The organism is Providencia sp. PROV267 (assembly GCF_028477825.1).
Classification (GTDB): Bacteria; Pseudomonadota; Gammaproteobacteria; order Enterobacterales; family Enterobacteriaceae; genus Providencia; species Providencia stuartii.
This window is the reverse complement of record NZ_JAMPLX010000005.1, coordinates 105,986-122,916: the sequence shown is the minus strand read 5'-3', so window position 1 is coordinate 122,916 and position 16,931 is coordinate 105,986. Positions and strand designations below refer to the sequence as shown.

12 protein-coding genes are annotated in these 16,931 nt (G+C 39.7%); 6 read left to right on the top strand and 6 right to left on the bottom strand.

Annotated elements, in window-relative coordinates:
• The first annotated feature begins 107 nt into the window (after positions 1-107).
• From PR709_RS03765 to PR709_RS03750, 4 genes are all read left to right on the top strand, one after another.
• On the top strand, positions 108-1,073 hold the full coding sequence (locus PR709_RS03765) for a DMT family transporter (protein WP_036941236.1): 966 nt from the start codon (positions 108-110) through the stop codon (positions 1,071-1,073).
• A gap of 1 nt (position 1,074) precedes the next feature.
• Positions 1,075-2,106 carry a phosphotriesterase family protein gene (locus PR709_RS03760; RefSeq protein WP_004922160.1) on the top strand — a complete coding sequence of 344 codons (1,032 nt, stop codon included), beginning with the start codon at positions 1,075-1,077 and terminating at the stop codon, positions 2,104-2,106.
• 362 nt (positions 2,107-2,468) lie between these two features.
• Complete coding sequence (locus PR709_RS03755; protein ID WP_004922152.1) at positions 2,469-2,903, top strand: DUF2946 family protein; 435 nt, start codon at positions 2,469-2,471, stop codon at positions 2,901-2,903.
• Positions 2,904-3,039: 136 nt separating this feature from the next.
• Positions 3,040-5,082 carry a TonB-dependent copper receptor gene (locus PR709_RS03750; RefSeq protein ID WP_004922145.1) on the top strand — a complete coding sequence of 681 codons (2,043 nt, stop codon included), beginning with the start codon at positions 3,040-3,042 and terminating at the stop codon, positions 5,080-5,082.
• Positions 5,083-5,160: 78 nt separating this feature from the next.
• On the opposite strand, the gene PR709_RS03745 is transcribed toward PR709_RS03750, so the two are convergent.
• The 4 genes from PR709_RS03745 to glgC form a co-directional block, all read right to left on the bottom strand.
• A complete protein-coding gene (locus PR709_RS03745) occupies positions 5,161-6,540 on the bottom strand; it encodes a sugar porter family MFS transporter (protein WP_004922142.1) in 1,380 nt (459 codons plus the stop codon).
• A 315-nt stretch (positions 6,541-6,855) separates the two neighbouring features.
• Positions 6,856-7,743, bottom strand: a complete 888-nt coding sequence (locus PR709_RS03740; protein ID WP_004922140.1) for a helix-turn-helix domain-containing protein — start codon at positions 7,741-7,743, stop codon at positions 6,856-6,858.
• 201 nt (positions 7,744-7,944) lie between these two features.
• A complete protein-coding gene (gene glgP / locus PR709_RS03735) occupies positions 7,945-10,398 on the bottom strand; it encodes a glycogen/starch/alpha-glucan family phosphorylase (RefSeq protein ID WP_036941233.1) in 2,454 nt (817 codons plus the stop codon).
• Positions 10,399-10,402: 4 nt separating this feature from the next.
• Entirely contained in the window at positions 10,403-11,695 is a 1,293-nt protein-coding gene (glgC, locus tag PR709_RS03730; RefSeq protein WP_004922133.1) for a glucose-1-phosphate adenylyltransferase, read from the bottom strand.
• Positions 11,696-12,449: 754 nt separating this feature from the next.
• Between glgC and PR709_RS03725 the strand changes: the two genes are divergently transcribed.
• Entirely contained in the window at positions 12,450-12,704 is a 255-nt protein-coding gene (locus PR709_RS03725) for a helix-turn-helix domain-containing protein (protein WP_004922128.1), read from the top strand.
• 269 nt (positions 12,705-12,973) lie between these two features.
• On the opposite strand, the gene PR709_RS03720 is transcribed toward PR709_RS03725, so the two are convergent.
• Complete coding sequence (locus tag PR709_RS03720; RefSeq protein ID WP_004922126.1) at positions 12,974-13,966, bottom strand: hypothetical protein; 993 nt, start codon at positions 13,964-13,966, stop codon at positions 12,974-12,976.
• A gap of 318 nt (positions 13,967-14,284) precedes the next feature.
• Entirely contained in the window at positions 14,285-15,121 is an 837-nt protein-coding gene (locus PR709_RS03715; RefSeq protein WP_004922124.1) for a MurR/RpiR family transcriptional regulator, read from the bottom strand.
• Between the two features lie 286 nt (positions 15,122-15,407).
• Between PR709_RS03715 and PR709_RS03710 the strand changes: the two genes are divergently transcribed.
• Complete coding sequence (locus PR709_RS03710) at positions 15,408-16,919, top strand: CoA-acylating methylmalonate-semialdehyde dehydrogenase (RefSeq protein ID WP_004922117.1); 1,512 nt, start codon at positions 15,408-15,410, stop codon at positions 16,917-16,919.
• Positions 16,920-16,931: the final 12 nt, after the last annotated feature.

Below are 16,931 nucleotides of genomic sequence, written 5' to 3'. Positions count from 1 at the left end.
GTAAAATATCAAAAATAAGAAATTAAGTGTGGGGAATTTCCCCCGCACTTTGTACTCCGATTACAAAAATAATGACTCATAGTCAAAAAATCCAAAAGGAATATTTTATGAGTGCAAAAAGTTATTCTACACCATTACTGATGATAGCGACGGTTTTAGCCGGGATGTTATCGCCAATGCAATCTGCCGTTAATGGGCAGCTCGGGGATGTATTAAAAGATGGCAACGCAAGTGCGGTAATTTCGTTTGCTAGCGGTCTTGTCGTCATGTTTTTTATTATCATAGCGAAAAAACAGACTCGTCAGCAATTTGCCTCTATTCCAAGTTTAATTAAACAACGTAAAATTCCATTGTGGAACTGGTTTGCAGGCCTTTGTGGCGCAATGGTGGTTTTCTCTGAAGGGGCTTCTGCCAGTGCACTAGGGATTGCCACTTTCCAAACCGCATTGATATCGGCGCTATTATTATCAGGCCTATTGTGTGACCGTTTCGGTATTGGTATCGATGAGAAAAAACCGTTCACCCTTTTTCGCGTATTAGGCGCTGTTTTTGCCGTGGTAGCCACCTTATTTGTGGTGTCTCCACAATGGCACTCTACCTCTGCTATCTATTTAGCCATTCTTCCTTTCTTAGCGGGTCTATTAGCGGGTTGGCAACCAGCGGGTAACTCTAAAGTGGCAGAAGCGACAGGTTCAATGATGGTATCTATCACATGGAACTTTATTGTCGGCTTCACGGTTTTGACTGTCGCTTTGGTGATCCGTATGGCTCTTGGTCACATTACTCTTGAATTACCGGGGGTGTGGTGGATGTATCTCGGTGGTCCATTAGGGCTAATGTCTATTGCGTTAATGGCAATCTTAGTTCGTGGATTAGGGCTGTTAATGCTCGGAGTTGCATCAACAGCAGGGCAATTACTGGGTTCAGTTCTGATTGATTTACTCTTGCCATCATTGGGTAACACTGTCTATCTGGTCACGATTATTGGCACACTGTTTGCGCTGGTTGGTGCAATTATCACAACAATTCCTGAGTTTAGAGAAGCAAAAGCTGTGAAAACGGCGGGAGTGTAAAATGAAAGGTTATATTCAGACTGTCACTGGGCCAGTTAAAAAAGAAGATATGGGTTTAACCCTACCACATGAGCATTTGTTTAACGATCTCTCTACCGTTGTCGATGAACCTTTTTACGATTTCTCGCATGTGTTGGTCGATAAAAAAGTCAGTGCAGATATTCAATGGGGGCTAAAACACGATCCTTATTGCTGCTGTGACAATATGGATAAAAAACCTATCGACGATGTGATTTATGAAGTGAATAACTTTAAGGAGCTTGGCGGTAAAACGCTTGTTGATGCGACAGGCTCCGAAGCAATTGGTCGAGATGTTCGTCAATTGCGAGAAGTGTCCATTAAAACAGGTATTAATGTCGTTGCCTCATCAGGCTTATATATCGAAAAATTTGAAGGCGAGCGCCTAGTAAAAAGTATCGATGAAATGGCGAAAATGATTGATGACGAATTGAATATTGGTATTGATGGCACTGATATTCGAGCGGGGATGATTGGCGAAATTGGGGTTTCTCCATTTTTTACGGAAGGGGAAAAAAATAGCCTTAGAGCCGCATCCGTCGCTCAGCTTGCCAATGATCATGTCTCAATGAATATCCATATGCCAGGTTGGCAACGTCGTGGTGATGAAGTATTGGATATTTTAATCAAAGAGATGGGCGTTAATCCCGCTAAGATCTCATTAGCGCACTCAGACCCATCAGGAAAGGATATCGATTATCAGCGTCGTATGTTAGACAGAGGCGTATGGCTTGAGTTCGATATGATAGGGCTTGATATTTCATTCCCTAAAGAAGGGGTCGCACCAACTGTTACAGAAACTGTTGATGCGGTTTATAAGTTGATAGAGCTGGGATATAGCAATCAGATCGTTTTGAGTCACGATGTGTTCTTAAAACAGATGTGGGCAAAAAATGGCGGAAATGGATGGGGCTTTGTACCGAATGTTTTTCTATCGCTTCTGGCGAAGAAAGGCGTCGATCAAGCTACCCTTGACCGCTTATGTATCGATAACCCAGCTAACTTATTAGCTTAATAAATAATCTCCCCTTGTTTTTTTCTGTTCGATTTTGCGGTGATAGCTAAGCTATTGCCGCTTTTTGTTTTTTTATGGGGCGTGAAAGCAAAAGGGCTTTTTGTCGATAATTCCCGTTTTACTATTTTTTATTATTGAGAATGCTATTGGTGGATATGACTTATAAAAATAATATTTCGAATGGTTTTTATTTCAGGTGAATGTAATGGAAATTACGCCAATATAATGGTGCCAAATTGTTCTATTTGAATATAGAGGGAATGTAGGCCAAGTAACATTATTGACAAAAAACGATAACAACGATGATGTAAATGAGATACACTTTCGCGCATTAAAATAACAATAGATATTACGGAAAAACGTTGCACCTGCATGATAGATTAAGACAATTTGCAGCCTATCTTGCGCTACTTGCAGTAGCAATGCTGTTTATTGCACCATTGGTCTCAAAGTCAATGATGCAAATGGCTGATTGTTCTTCAATGGAAAATATGGCACCACACGTGATGCACCATTCGCATCAAGGTGCTCTATTGCCTGAAGAATGCCATTCTAACGGCATGATGAATCATCTGTTAATGTCGGGAGTCGGACTATCGCCGATGGAAGACATTGCCTGTGGCTATTGCCAGTTGTTGATCCATTTTCCATTTATCATTCTATTTATTGCCATTGCAATTCGCCAATTGGCAACGCTGACGACGCGGATCTCCCTTGAGCCTTGCATTCATCCATATTTGTTTCGGCCTTGGTCTCTGCGTTTTGCGCGCGCTCCTCCGTCTCTCTTTTCTTATTAATTATTGATCATTTTAAATTCACAATGTTGCATTTGCCGTATTGAGTGCAAAGGGCTTCGCCTGCTCTCTATCTTGAATTTGATTATCGAATTCAGGCGGCATGGCTACGTCATAAAGAAAAGAATTAGGCAAAATAATGAACAAAGAAAAATGTGTAATCGCACCACTGACACTTTTAGTAACGACCGCGCTGTTGTCGAATAGCGCAGTCGCTGAGGCAGAGAATCAAAGTCAATTTTCAGAACACTCAGTGATGATAGTCACTGCCCCCGTTGATTCACCATTAACTATCAGCACCTCACCAAAAACACCTAGACAGCCAGTGCCGGCGAGTGATGGTTCTGATTATTTGAAAACGATCCCCGGCTTCTCGCAAATTCGTAATGGCGGCACGAACGGTGACCCCGTTTTTCGTGGCATGTTTGGCTCTCGCTTACGGATTTTAACTAATGATAGTGAGATGTTAGGCGCTTGCCCATCTCGCATGGATGCCCCAACCTCTTATATTTCGCCAGAAAACTTCGACCTATTAACGATGATCAAAGGGCCTCAGTCAGTTCTTTGGGGACCAGGTAACTCGGCAGGTACAATCCGTTTTGAGCGTGAAAAACCCATTTTTGATAAAGCGGGTGTTCAGGGGAATGCAAGTGCGTTAACGGCCTCTAATCAGCGTTGGGATGCGAATGCAGATGTCAGTATGGGGAATGAAAAAGGTTATTTACGCTTAATAGGTAATAAATCTCGCTCTAATGATTATAAAGATGGAGATGGTAAGAAAGTGCCATCAAAGTGGGATAAATGGAATGCGGATGTTGCTGTAGGCTGGACGCCAGATGAATACACGTTACTTGAGCTTACCGCGGGGAAAGGGGATGGTGAAGCTCGCTATGCAGGTCGTGGAATGGATGGCTCGCAATTCAAACGTGAAAGTCTAGGTGTGCGTTTTGAAAAGACAAATATTGGCACAGTGCTTGATAAGCTAGAAGCGAATATGTACTACAACTATGCCGACCATATTATGGATAACTATTCATTACGTGACACAAGTGGCTCAATGGGGGGCGGCTCTGGTCATATGGGGCATATGATGGGCGGTGGTCATGGCATGATGAATATGCCAATGAAAATGCGTGTTGATCGTAAAACGGTGGGTGGCCGAGTTATGGGAACTTGGTTATGGAACGATTACGAATTACGTGCAGGGGCCGATATGCAAACTAATACTCACCGTAAGGAGAGCAATAACCACTGGAATAAGGATGCAACATTCCAAGATTATGGGCTGTTTGGTGAGTTAACGTGGAATGCAAATGCGCATGGGAAAGTCGTTACAGGTGCGCGTGCCGATAGGGTATTAGTGGATAATGAGACCGCGGTAGGGTCATCGGGGCGCAATACTGTGATGCCAGCAGGGTTTGTGCGTTATGAGCATTCGCTTTCTGATATGCCTGTCATGCTGTATGCCGGTGTCGGTTACACTGAGCGTTTTCCTGATTATTGGGAGTTATTTTCACCAACCTACGGCCCTGATGGAACAAGCAATGTGTTCGATCATTTAAAAACGGAAAAAACGACCCAGTTAGATATCGGTGCAAAATATAGCAATGATAAAACTAACGCATGGGTTTCCGCTTATATTGGGCGAGTCGATGATTTTATCCTATTCCGTTATAACCCACATAATTCGCGACAAAGTCAAGTTGAAAACGTGAATGCGATGATCATGGGGGGAGAAATGGGCGTCGCCTATAAGCTCAGTGATGCGTGGAAAGCGGATGCAAGTCTCGCTTATTCTTGGGGGGAAAACCGCAGTGATAGGCAACCATTACCGCAGATGCCGCCATTAGAAACCCGTTTTGGTTTATCTTGGGAAAAGAATGATTGGACGGCAACAGGGCTAATGCGTATTGTCAGTAGCCAACATCGTGTGGCGATTAATGATGGTAACGTAGTCGGGAAAGACTTCGGTAGCAGTGCTGGTTTCACGATTTTCTCCGTTAATACCGCTTATCGGGTGAATGATCATGTTAAGTTAAGTGCTGGTGTTGATAACCTATTTGATAGAAATTATAGCGAACACCTAAACTTAGCGGGTAATAGTGGGTTTGGTTATTCCTCTAATCAACCCGTGAATGAGCCGGGCAGAACGTTTTGGGCGAAATTGAACTTAACTTTCTAACGAGAAGCGGTTTTATCAAAACAGAACACCCGAGGTAATATCGGGTGTTCTACAAAAATAAGGTTTAATTGTGGATGCTTATCGACCAATATTGCGTAGCGCATTGCCTTTCATTAGATTCTCTTCTATCTGCTCTAATGAAACATTTTTTGTTTCTGGGACAAAATAGAGCGTGATAATAATAAATACAGCATTTAACCCAGCATAAACCCAGAAAGTATTCGTATCCCCTAAAGTCGATAGCAGTGTTAAGAACGTAGCGCTAACGATCATATTTGCTACCCAATTTGAGGTAGTTGAACAGGTGATACCGAAATCACGACCTCTCAGTGGTTGTATCTCAGAACATAAGACCCACATAATCGGTCCCGCACTCACGGCAAATCCAATAATAAAGATAAGTAAAAAGGCAATACTACTATATTGGATTAGAACGGTATGCGTATCAAAAGAGAGCAAGTAGGCGAGTAAGCCGATACTGATTGCCATGACACTAAAGCCAAAGATCAATAATTTTTTACGGCCAAAACGGTCAACGATTGAGATGGCAAAAATGGTTGTGATGACGTTGACTAAGCCAATAAGAACTGTGCCATACATTTGTTGGGTGGTACTTTCAAACCCCGCTAATGAAAATATTTTAGGGGCATAGTACATAATGACATTGATACCTGTCAGTTGCTGCATAAATTGCAGAGCAATACCCAAAAATACAGTACGTCGGAAATTACTGTTATTTTTAAATAAACCGAATCCCGATTGCTTGATCTTTAGGCTATTAAAAATATCATCCAGCTCTTGGATCGCTTCATTTTCTGATTTTCTTAATTTTAATAATATAGTTTTAGCATCATTCGATCTATTTTTACTGGCAAGCCAACGGGGGCTTTCGGGTAAAAAAGTGACGCCAATAAAAAGCAAAACAGCAGGGATAGCTGTGATCCCTAACATCCAACGCCAAGCATGATCATAACTAAAAGCGGTATCAGAAATAAATGCAAGTAAGATACCTATTGTAATCATTAATTGATACATAGATATCATTCCACCACGGATCTTTTTCGGTGCGATTTCTGATAAATAAGCTGGAGTTGTGAATGAAGAAATACCAATTGCGAGTCCTAATATGACTCGAGAAATAATAAGTATATTGGCATTAGGGGAAAAGGCGGAGCCTAATGCACCAATAATAAATAATATTGAACTGATCAGTAAACTCTTTTTTCTACCACTTAAAGATGATAACCACCCGCTAATAATAGCGCCGGCTGCGGCACCAAACATCATTGAGCTGACAACCAGTTCTTGCTGGGTTGATGAGATATCAAACTGTTGACTAATAAAGGGAAGTGCACCAGAGATAACCCCCGTATCCAAACCAAAGAAGAGGCCTGCGAGTGCTGCCAGTAAACCGACAAAGATAACCATAAGACTTGTTGAGGTATTATTCTTAACCATTATTATTAGTCCTTTATTGCAAAGTTGGATTATTAACTCAGTTATCTGTCCTTTAAAAAGATGAAACTAAAATTTATGCTAACGTGATATTTGTTTATTTTCAACACTCGATATATTTAATATGAACTTTAATGAAGTAATATTCAAATAATTATTAACATCATAGAATTGATTATCTATATTTGATGGACTTTTAATGATGATTGTTTTTATGAAAATGAAATGAAAGTTAATTATCTGTTAGATAAGTTATTAAGATTAAATATAAGAAATAAAGAAAACTAACTCAGTGTAAGTTAGTTTTCTTTAATTTAATCAAATAATGACAGGGATATAATAATTTAATTCTTTAAGATAGAGGCGTGAGTTTTCAATAAACTCTTTATAATCGGGCGTAGACTTTAAAACATAGTTTTCAATGTCACAGCCTTCACCTCGAGCAATATCCATACTCGCAAGTACTTTTCCATATACGGTATAGATAATGTCGTTGTAATCAATACCGTGGAGTTCATCACACGTAAACTTAATTTGTAGATAATCGCCAGCAGGGAGAGTTATGCTTTTAAGATTAGGGGTAGGGGAGTCAACACCACTTTCTTCAAAGGTTGTGGTATAGCAGAATTGCCCCTCTTGATCATTGATAGAATCAACACCGTGGATAGCATACATATTGGTTGTGACACACTGAGCTTCATTGATAAAGTCTCTCCAATAGTAGCGTCTCAGCTCTTGGGTTTTAAAATTCCATTCATTGATGCTTTTGGTATAGCGATGCTGTTTACCGATAACCTTAACGGGATCTAATTTGGTTAGGCTGACCTTAACGCTGAACTCTTTACTTTCTCTTAGTGGCAGGCAAAAACCTTCAATTTTCCATCCGGTACGTTTGCGGTATTCAGAAGGGGTGATATTGAATTGTTTTTTAAATGCACGACAAAATGTTTGCTGTGAATCGAAACGATAGCGTAAAGAGATATCCATGATGCTATCATTAGTTAGCCTCAATGCCACGGCTGAGCACGATAATCGTCTAGCACGAATGTAAGAACCGAGAGCAAGTCCTGTTTGGTTTTTAAATAGGCGCTGAAAATGCCACTTGGTGTATCCTGATTTTTCGGCAACAGTATCTAAAGACAGGCGTGACTCTAAGTTTTTTTCGATCCAGAGAATCATTTCTCTAATAACACTTTCCTGAAGCATGATGACCCTTTTAAATTAACTTTGCCCAAAGTATAAAATCATAACTGGCTAAAAATTGGACTTTTATACTAGACAGATACATCCCAGTCGGTATCAGGATAGCATGCCGACTGAGAATTTTTTTAAATAGTTGTGAAGTTAAGTAAGTTTCTCGTTAAATTGACCTTAACCAAAATGCCTAGATTAATCTAATTCATAGGGTCATAAATTGATAGATTCAATATTCCAAATTTGTGAGGCATAGTCTTGGATTGTTCTATCAGTAGAAAAAAAGCCCATATTACAGATGTTTTTTGCTACCTTAGACTGCCAAGATAATGGGTCTTGATATAAATTGTCGACTTGTTCCTGTGTATTGATGTAACTACGATAATCTGCAAACAATAAATATGGGTCACCGCCATCGAGCAAGCTGTAGGTTAAATCTTGATAAAAGTTAGGAACGTCAGGTTTAAAGTAACCCTGTGCTATCTGGTCTATCACTTGTTTCAGTTCAGCATCATTTTCATAATACCAACGTGGATAGTAGTAATTCTGTTTGATTTGTTTTACTTCATCGATGGTATGACCAAAGATAAAAATATTATCGTGGCCAACATGTTCGCGTATCTCAACATTTGCCCCATCGAGTGTACCGATGGTCAATGCACCATTTAGTGCGAATTTCATATTACCGGTTCCGGAGGCTTCTGTACCTGCAAGTGAAATCTGCTCAGAAAGGTCGGTAGCCGGAATTATTTTCTGAGCTAGGCTTACTCCATAATCAGGAATAAACACCACTTTCAAGCGCGAACCGATACGCGCATCATTGTTGATAACCGCAGCAACATCATTAATGAGGTGGATGATTTTTTTTGCCGCGCTATATGAGGAGGCGGCTTTACCTGCAAAGATCACCACGCGGGGCACCCAGTTGTGCTCTGGATCTGCTAATATTCGATTATAACGAGTGATGACATGCAGTAAATTTAAGAGCTGCCGCTTATATTCATGAATACGCTTGATCTGTACATCAAATAAGGCTTCAGGGCTAACCACAATTTGTTGTGTCTGGGCAATAAAACGCGCTAATTTAATTTTGTTACTGTGTTTAACTTGTTGCAACTTATCTAAAAATTGAGGGTAATCCATCCACTGCTTCAATTCAGTCAATTGAGGCAAATTAACTAACCATTGTTGGCCGATATAGCTTTCTATAACCGAAGTCAGCTCTGGGTTAGCAATAGCTAGCCAACGTCGCGGTGTCACGCCATTGGTGATGTTGCAGAATTTATTAGGGAAAATTCGGGCAAAGTCGGCAAACAGAGAGTCGGTCATAAGTTGACTATGTAACTCAGAGACGCCGTTGACTTTATGGCAGATAATAGCCGCCAGCCACGCCATTCGCACAAGCTGCCCATACTCTTCATTAATGATGGAGACACGACGCGGCAATTCGTAATCTTGCGGAAACTTTTGGCTCACATGTTGCAAAAATTCGTCATTAATTTGATAAATGATTTGTAGATGGCGCGGCAGAATTTTACGGATCATCTCGACAGGCCAAGTTTCTAAAGCTTCACTCATCAGCGTGTGGTTAGTATAAGAGAACACGTTTTGTGCTAATGCTAAAGCATCCTGCCAACTGACTTGGTGTTTGTCGACTAATAGACGAATTAACTCAGGAATGGCAAGAACAGGGTGGGTGTCATTTAAATGGATTGCCACTTTGTCAGCTAAGTTATCCCAACGTTGGTAAACCAACCAATGGCGGTGAAGTATGTCTTGCACAGATGCAGAAACTAAGAAGAACTCTTGTTTTAAACGCAGCTCTTTGCCTGAATAGGTTGAATCGTTTGGGTAGAGGACGCGAGAAACGTTTTCAGACTCATTTTTTTTCTTAACCGCGGCATAATATTCGCCATCATTGAAAATTTGCAGATCAAATTCATCGCTAGCTTTGGCACTCCATAAACGCAGGGTATTTGTTGCCTCAGTATTATAGCCAGGAATAATTTGGTCATAAGCGACAGCGATAATATCGTTCGTTTTTACCCACTGATAGCGGCCCTCTTCTTCGGTCACATGGCCTTCAAATTGGATTTGGTAGCGATTTTCTGTTCGAGGAAACTCCCAAGGGTTGCCATGAATCAGCCAATCATCAGGGGATTCGATTTGTTGTCCATTACGAATGGTTTGTTTAAACATGCCGTATTCATAACGAATACCATAACCACATGCGGGGAGATTCAGGGTTGCGAGAGAATCGAGAAAACATGCGGCAAGGCGGCCTAAGCCGCCATTACCGAGGCCGGGATCTGTCTCTTGCTCTAACAATTGCTCAAAATCAAAGCCAAGCTCAGCCACGACTTGGGTTAGATCCTCATACATATTCATTGAAATTAATGTATTAGATAATGATCGACCGAGTAAAAACTCCATCGATAGATAGTAAACCTGCTTAAGCTGCTGTGAATAGGTTGCACGGTTCGTCGCCATCCATCGGTCAACGATCCGATCGCGAGCCGCCAGTATGATGGCTTCTAACCATTCTCGTTGTGTCGCAATATAAGGTTCTTTGCCAATCACAAATTTTAATTTATAGATAATGGAGCTTTTTAGTGCTTCTTGTGTCACTAGTGGCGAATGACATTCGTAAACAAAATGAGTGCTCACAATCTTATTCCTTATTGTTATGTAAATTATCTAACATCTCTTTTGTGACGAGAACGATACCTTGTTCTGTGCGATAGAAGCGTTGGCTATCTTCTTCAGGGTTTTCGCCAATAACGGTATTTTCTGGAATGACGCAGCCTCTATCGATAATACAGCGGCGTAAACGTGATGAGCGCCCAATATTCACTCCGGGCAGTAAAATAGAAGATTCGATATTACAGAATGAATTGACTCTCACGCGAGGGAATAACACAGAGTGTATGACAATCGATCCTGAAATGATACACCCCCCCGCAACAAGCGAATTCATGGTCATGCCATGGCTTCCCGAGCGGTCTTGGACAAATTTTGCAGGTGGTAAAGGCTCCATATAAGTACGGATAGGCCAGTTGCGGTCATACATATCTAACTCAGGGGTTACCGAGGCAAGATCCAGTGTTGCTGACCAATAGGCTTCTAATGTTCCGACATCGCGCCAGTAAGGAGGAACATCGGCATTGCTGGTGACACATGAATATTCAAAGGGATGAGCGAGAGCTTCTCTTCTGGCCACTATTTTGGGAATAATATCTTTACCGAAATCATTACTGGAACTCGGGCAAAGGCTATCGTCTTCTAACATTTTGTAGAGGTAATCACTGTTAAAAATATAGATCCCCATGCTCGCTAAACATGAATCAGGCGAATCTTTTAGTACCGGCGGGTCTTGTGGTTTTTCATGGAATTGGGTTATCCAACGATTCTCATCAATTTCCATTACACCAAATTGATGGGCTTCCTCTTTTTTCACTTTGATGCAGGCAACGGTAAATTTTGCATCATTGTTAACATGATCGAGCAACATGCGTGAATAATCCATTTTATAGATGTGGTCACCCGCAAGGATCACAATATATTCTGCACGATAATTACGGATAATATCCATATTTTGATAGACCGCATCGGCCGTGCCTTTATACCAATGGTCGGTAATTTCGCGTTGCTGTGCAGGTAGTAAATCGACAAACTCATTCATTTCTTCATTAAAAAACGACCATCCTCTTTGGATGTGTTGTACTAATGAATGAGATTGATATTGGGTAATAACACCAATTCGTCTAATACCCGAATTTAGGCTATTTGATAATGCAAAATCGATAATACGAAATTTACCACCAAAATGAACAGCAGGTTTGGCTCGTTTACTCGTTAATCCTTTAAGGCGAGTACCTTTACCTCCAGCAAGGATCAAAGCAACAGCCTTTTGAGGCAAATGACGAGCTAACATCATCATATTATTCATATCATTTTGAGACATACCTTAGAACTCTCCAAAATAAGCAAACTGTTATTTAAAGATTTCCCTATTGGTGTATACCTTTCATATTTCAAGTTTTTGTTCTTTTGAACTCAATGACTTAACTATTATTTTGTTCGCCATCTACTGTTATTCAAAATATTCAAGTATAGTAAAACTTAATATAATCGTTTATTGATTACTTTTAATCTAAAAAAGATGACTTTTTTTATTTTTTTATATTACTTACATTCAATAATATACTAGACTTTAGAAATTTAAATATGACTTTAAATGTTTTTCTTTTTTGGAATAAAATTAGTCCTAAATCAACTGACATAAAATGTCATAATTAGTAACAATAAAGTTATTTATCTTAATAATAATATGGCGATAATCTTATGAATGTTTTTAAAGAGTGATTATATAATTTAATAAATAAAAATAATAAAACACATAAAAACCACATAAAACTTACATGTATAAAATTCTTAAAAAGACGGTTTAATGCTGAATAATACGAAGTTAGGATACACATTTTTTGTGATTAATGTCACAATAAATATCTAGGGATAAAAAGATCTATTTTAAAAATGTTCTTATGATTCACTGGGTTATGTTTTATGGCTAAAATTAATCATTTAGTACTATTCATAATTCGATGAGTTTTTTGGCGTCATTTTTTAATTTAAATCAATTAATTTATGGAAGCAGAATGCTAATTTACGCATCGTCAAAACTAACTTTACTTAATTTATTTTTTTAGGGGGTTATTATGCAAAAAGATAATATTGCAAAACTACTTGGTATCAAAATTCGTAAACAAAGAGAAAGTCATAAAATGACGTTAAAACAAACGGCTAGACTAATTGGCGTTTCTGAAGATGAGATGACTCGCTTTGAAAGTGGTGAAAGCTGTATCGATGTCGATTCTTTATTCCAATTTGCCTGTTTATTTAACTTGGAGCCAACGACGTTTCTGTATGGTGTTGTTAACGTTAACCTAGGTACACGCTGCACCATTCATTAATAGGCGTATGATACACTCAGGGAAGGCTATAAAATATCTTGTAAACACCGTCAACAAAAGCACCAAATATCAACATAGAGAGATACTATGAGAAAGTTAATCGGACCGGAAGGAATGACAGAGTCATTATCTTTTTTGGCTCTATTTCTTCCGGCCTTGATTGTTAATTAAGTAATTATACTGAATAGTTTGATTTTTATTATCAAAAAATAATCAACAAGGTTATTATTGAATACATTATTGATTTAGGTAGATTATAAATTCACTTATCAAATAAACTGATTTAATTCCAATTGATTTAAAATCGATTCAGTTATTTTATTGATATCAATTAATTGTGAGTTTATGACGATTTTGTTTGTTTTATGTGGATTTAAGATGAAATGGTCAAGCTGTTTTATAATCAATGAATTTTCGTTAATTATTGAGAATTGGTTATTAGACATTAGAAAATTCTCAAATTGGAGATCATGATGGCATTGCTTAAGGGATAATTTATCAGAAACATTCCCTGTATTAAAAAACAGTTCTAGCGAGGCTAAAAAGCCATTGCTGTCTTTTAAATTAATCATAAGCACATCACCTTTTTCAATGTGTGAAAATGGACGAGAATATTGAATTGAGAGGGAATCAAATTTAAATTCAGGCAGTAAATTAAGGAGCAGCGATACTTTTTCTGCAATTAATGAGCGTAATGTCTCTTTGGAAAGGCAATCCATTTTATCAATTTGACGGTGGGCGGATAAGCGCAATAAACCACTATCACGAGTACTCTTATTTGATAAGATTGATTTCATTTCATCATACTGGTGAGAAAAACGAAGCAGGCTATTTTGGCAGATATTAACATCGTTGTATTTAGCTAATTTGAGTAAATTAACTAACTCATTGGTTCCATAATTTGGAACATTATTGAGTAAAATATTTTTTCCTGAATTAATCGCAGATTGAATAATAAACTTTAATAGCTCTTCACTGCATAGGGATGTCACGATAATTGTATCAACCGCATCATTGTCGATGAGATGCTCGATTTTTCTTTTTTGGCAAATAAAGTATGCAGCTGAAGGTATCGGTGAATCTAACGAACAAACGGAGTTGAGTTGACAATGATGTTGGCTATGCAATATCGCTTCTGTGTACCATGTATTGTGCGTGGGGGAGCCTATGAGGCCAATACCTGTCTTATTTAACGAGACAAGCGCATGCTGCTCTTCAAGTAAGCGAAGGTGGCCAAACAAATAGAGAAAATGTGTATTCATTACCAAGCTCCTCACCGAAAGGTTAGTTTCAGGTGTTTACATAATCTCAACATAACAGTATGAAATAATAATTTCATTATTATTTTTATTGAAATTCATGTTTTCTGATGAGTCTCACAATTTTTAAAGACACTGGTAATAGGCTTAGATTTCATCCATGAGTGGTGATTAATAGCATCAAGAAACGAGGTACAGGTTAGTGAGTTTGGAGATTGCCGAAATTGAGGAATATTGAAAGGGAAGGGGAATCGATACCGCTTTGTAATGTTCCGGGCTAAGTCACAACGGAGGTATTTGTGTCCAAAGCCCGTCTTAAGATTAAACTAGCTTACTGCCTTGGCGATAAGCCAGTGCAACAGTGAGTGATTGCGCAAGACACAAGGTTGCTGACTGGGAACGGAAGGCATCAACTTGGGCTTCTTTGATCACAAAACAGACATCACTAAAACTAGCGAGTGGGCTGATTTGGCTATCTGTGATAACAATCTGCTTTGCGCCAGTTTGGGCGGCTTTTTCGCTTACCATAATGGTTTCTTCTGCATAAGGTGTGAAACTAATAGAAACCACAACATCTTTTTCGTTAATTCGGTTGATTTGCTCTTTGAACATACCACCAAGGCCATCGATCAATTGTGGACGGCACTCTAAGTGGCTAAGGGCATAGCTAAGATAGGTTGCAACGCTGAACGAACGACGTAACCCAATGATATAGACATTTTCTGCTTCGGCTAATAGGGTGACGGCTTTTTCAAGATCTTCAGCGGGGGTTCTCGCTGCCATTTGTTGTAGCGCTTGCGCATTTGAGTGAGCAAACTCTTTTAAAATCTGAGCAGGATCATCACTCAGTTCTTGGTCGCTATCCATTTCACGAAATAAACGGGCGCGATCGGTGTAACTTGCCGTTTCTTCCACTAAATTCATACGAAATAACTGTTTCATTTCGTTAAATCCGCTGAAATTAAAGGCATTAGCGAAACGGATTAAGGTAGATGGTGGAACATTGGCTTCCTTAGCGATGACAGCAACTGTATCAAAAGCCACACTATTTGTGTTATCTAAAACATATCGTGCTACTTGCTGTAGCCGTTTACTTAGTTCATCGTAACGGGAACGAACTTGCTCCTGAAACTCATTTAAATTCGATGCAGTTGACATAAAACCTCCGTGACTAGGCTATTGATTGTAGTTATTTTCAGCCGTTAGTCGAATTTTTTTGAAAAACTAATCCAACTAAATGGAATAATCAATTCATATTGCTTTTTATCTGAGGGCTGATTAAAACGATTTTTGAAACCAGTGTCTTTATCTTCAATCGACAATTTCATAAAAACTCAGTCTGGATCACATAAATTGAATGTTATTTCAGTTTTAGTTGAAAATGAAATGAATATTTCATATATCTTTAGCAACAAGGTAACTCTATCAGCTAAAGAGAGGCAACATGCAACAGATTCAGAATTTCATTGGCGGTGAACTTGTATCCAGCCAAAGTGGGCGTTTTGCACCCGTATATAACCCTGCAACCGGTGAACAAACAGCTCAAGTTGTGTTGAGCAGTGCTGCTGAAACTAAACAGGCAATAGAGGTTGCCCATAAAGCCTTCCCTAAGTGGTCAAAACTGTCTCCACTAAAACGTGCGCGTATCCTATTTAAATTTAAAGCGCTGCTTGAAGAGAATATGGATGATTTGGCGCGTTTAATCTCGAAAGAGCACGGTAAAGTATTTTCAGATGCTGTCGGTGAATTAACTCGCGGTCTGGAAGTCGTTGAATTTGCTTGTGGCATTCCACATTTACAGAAAGGTGAACATTCCGCCAATGTGGCAACCGGTGTTGATAGCCACTCCTTAATGCAGCCGTTGGGGGTATGTGCTGGCATTACGCCATTTAACTTCCCTGCGATGGTGCCTATGTGGATGTTCCCAGTCGCATTGGCAACGGGCAACACCTTTGTCCTAAAACCGTCGGAAAAAGATCCATCACTCGCTATTGAATTAGCAAAACTATTAAAAGAAGCGGGTTTACCCGATGGTGTTTTTAACGTTGTTCAAGGCGACAAAGAGTCCGTTGATGTATTGCTTCGTGCACCTGAAGTTCAGGCGGTCAGTTTCGTGGGTTCAACACCAATCGCAGAATACATTTACACAACAGCCTCAGAGCATGGCAAACGTTGCCAAGCACTAGGTGGTGCAAAAAACCACTGTATCCTAATGCCTGACGCAGATATGAACCTAGCGACAAATGCGATTATGGGGGCGGCGTTTGGTGCGGCTGGCGAGCGTTGTATGGCATTATCCGTCGTGCTTGCTGTTGGTGATGAGACCGCAGATACACTGATTGCAAACTTGAAACAGCAAATCGCTAAAATGACCGTAGGTCCGGGTATCGTTGATGGTAAAGAAAATGATATGGGGCCTGTGATTTCAGCACAGCATAAAGCAAAAATTTGTGACTATATCACCAGCGGTGAAAAACAAGGTGCTAGCCTGTTAGTTGATGGACGTGATTTCAAAGTGGCAGGTTTTGAAAATGGCTACTTTGTAGGGCCAACTCTGTTTGATAATGTCACTCCAGACATGGACATCTATAAAGATGAAATTTTTGGTCCAGTACTCGCCATTGTGCGTGTTCCAGATTTTGAAACAGGTCTGAAACTGATCAATCAACATGAGTATGGCAACGGTACGGCTATCTTTACTCGTGATGGTGAAACGGCTCGTGAATTCCAAGAGAATGTGATGGCGGGGATGGTGGGTATTAACATACCAATTCCAGTTCCGATGGCTTTCCACAGTTTTGGTGGCTGGAAACGTTCTATCTTTGGACCGCTGAATGTTCATGGAAATGATGGCGTACGTTTCTATACACGCATGAAAACGGTTACCAGCCGTTGGCCTGCAAGTGTCCGTCTGGAACATCATGAAAGCAGTTTCACAATGCCAACTATGGAATAAATGGAGCCCCAT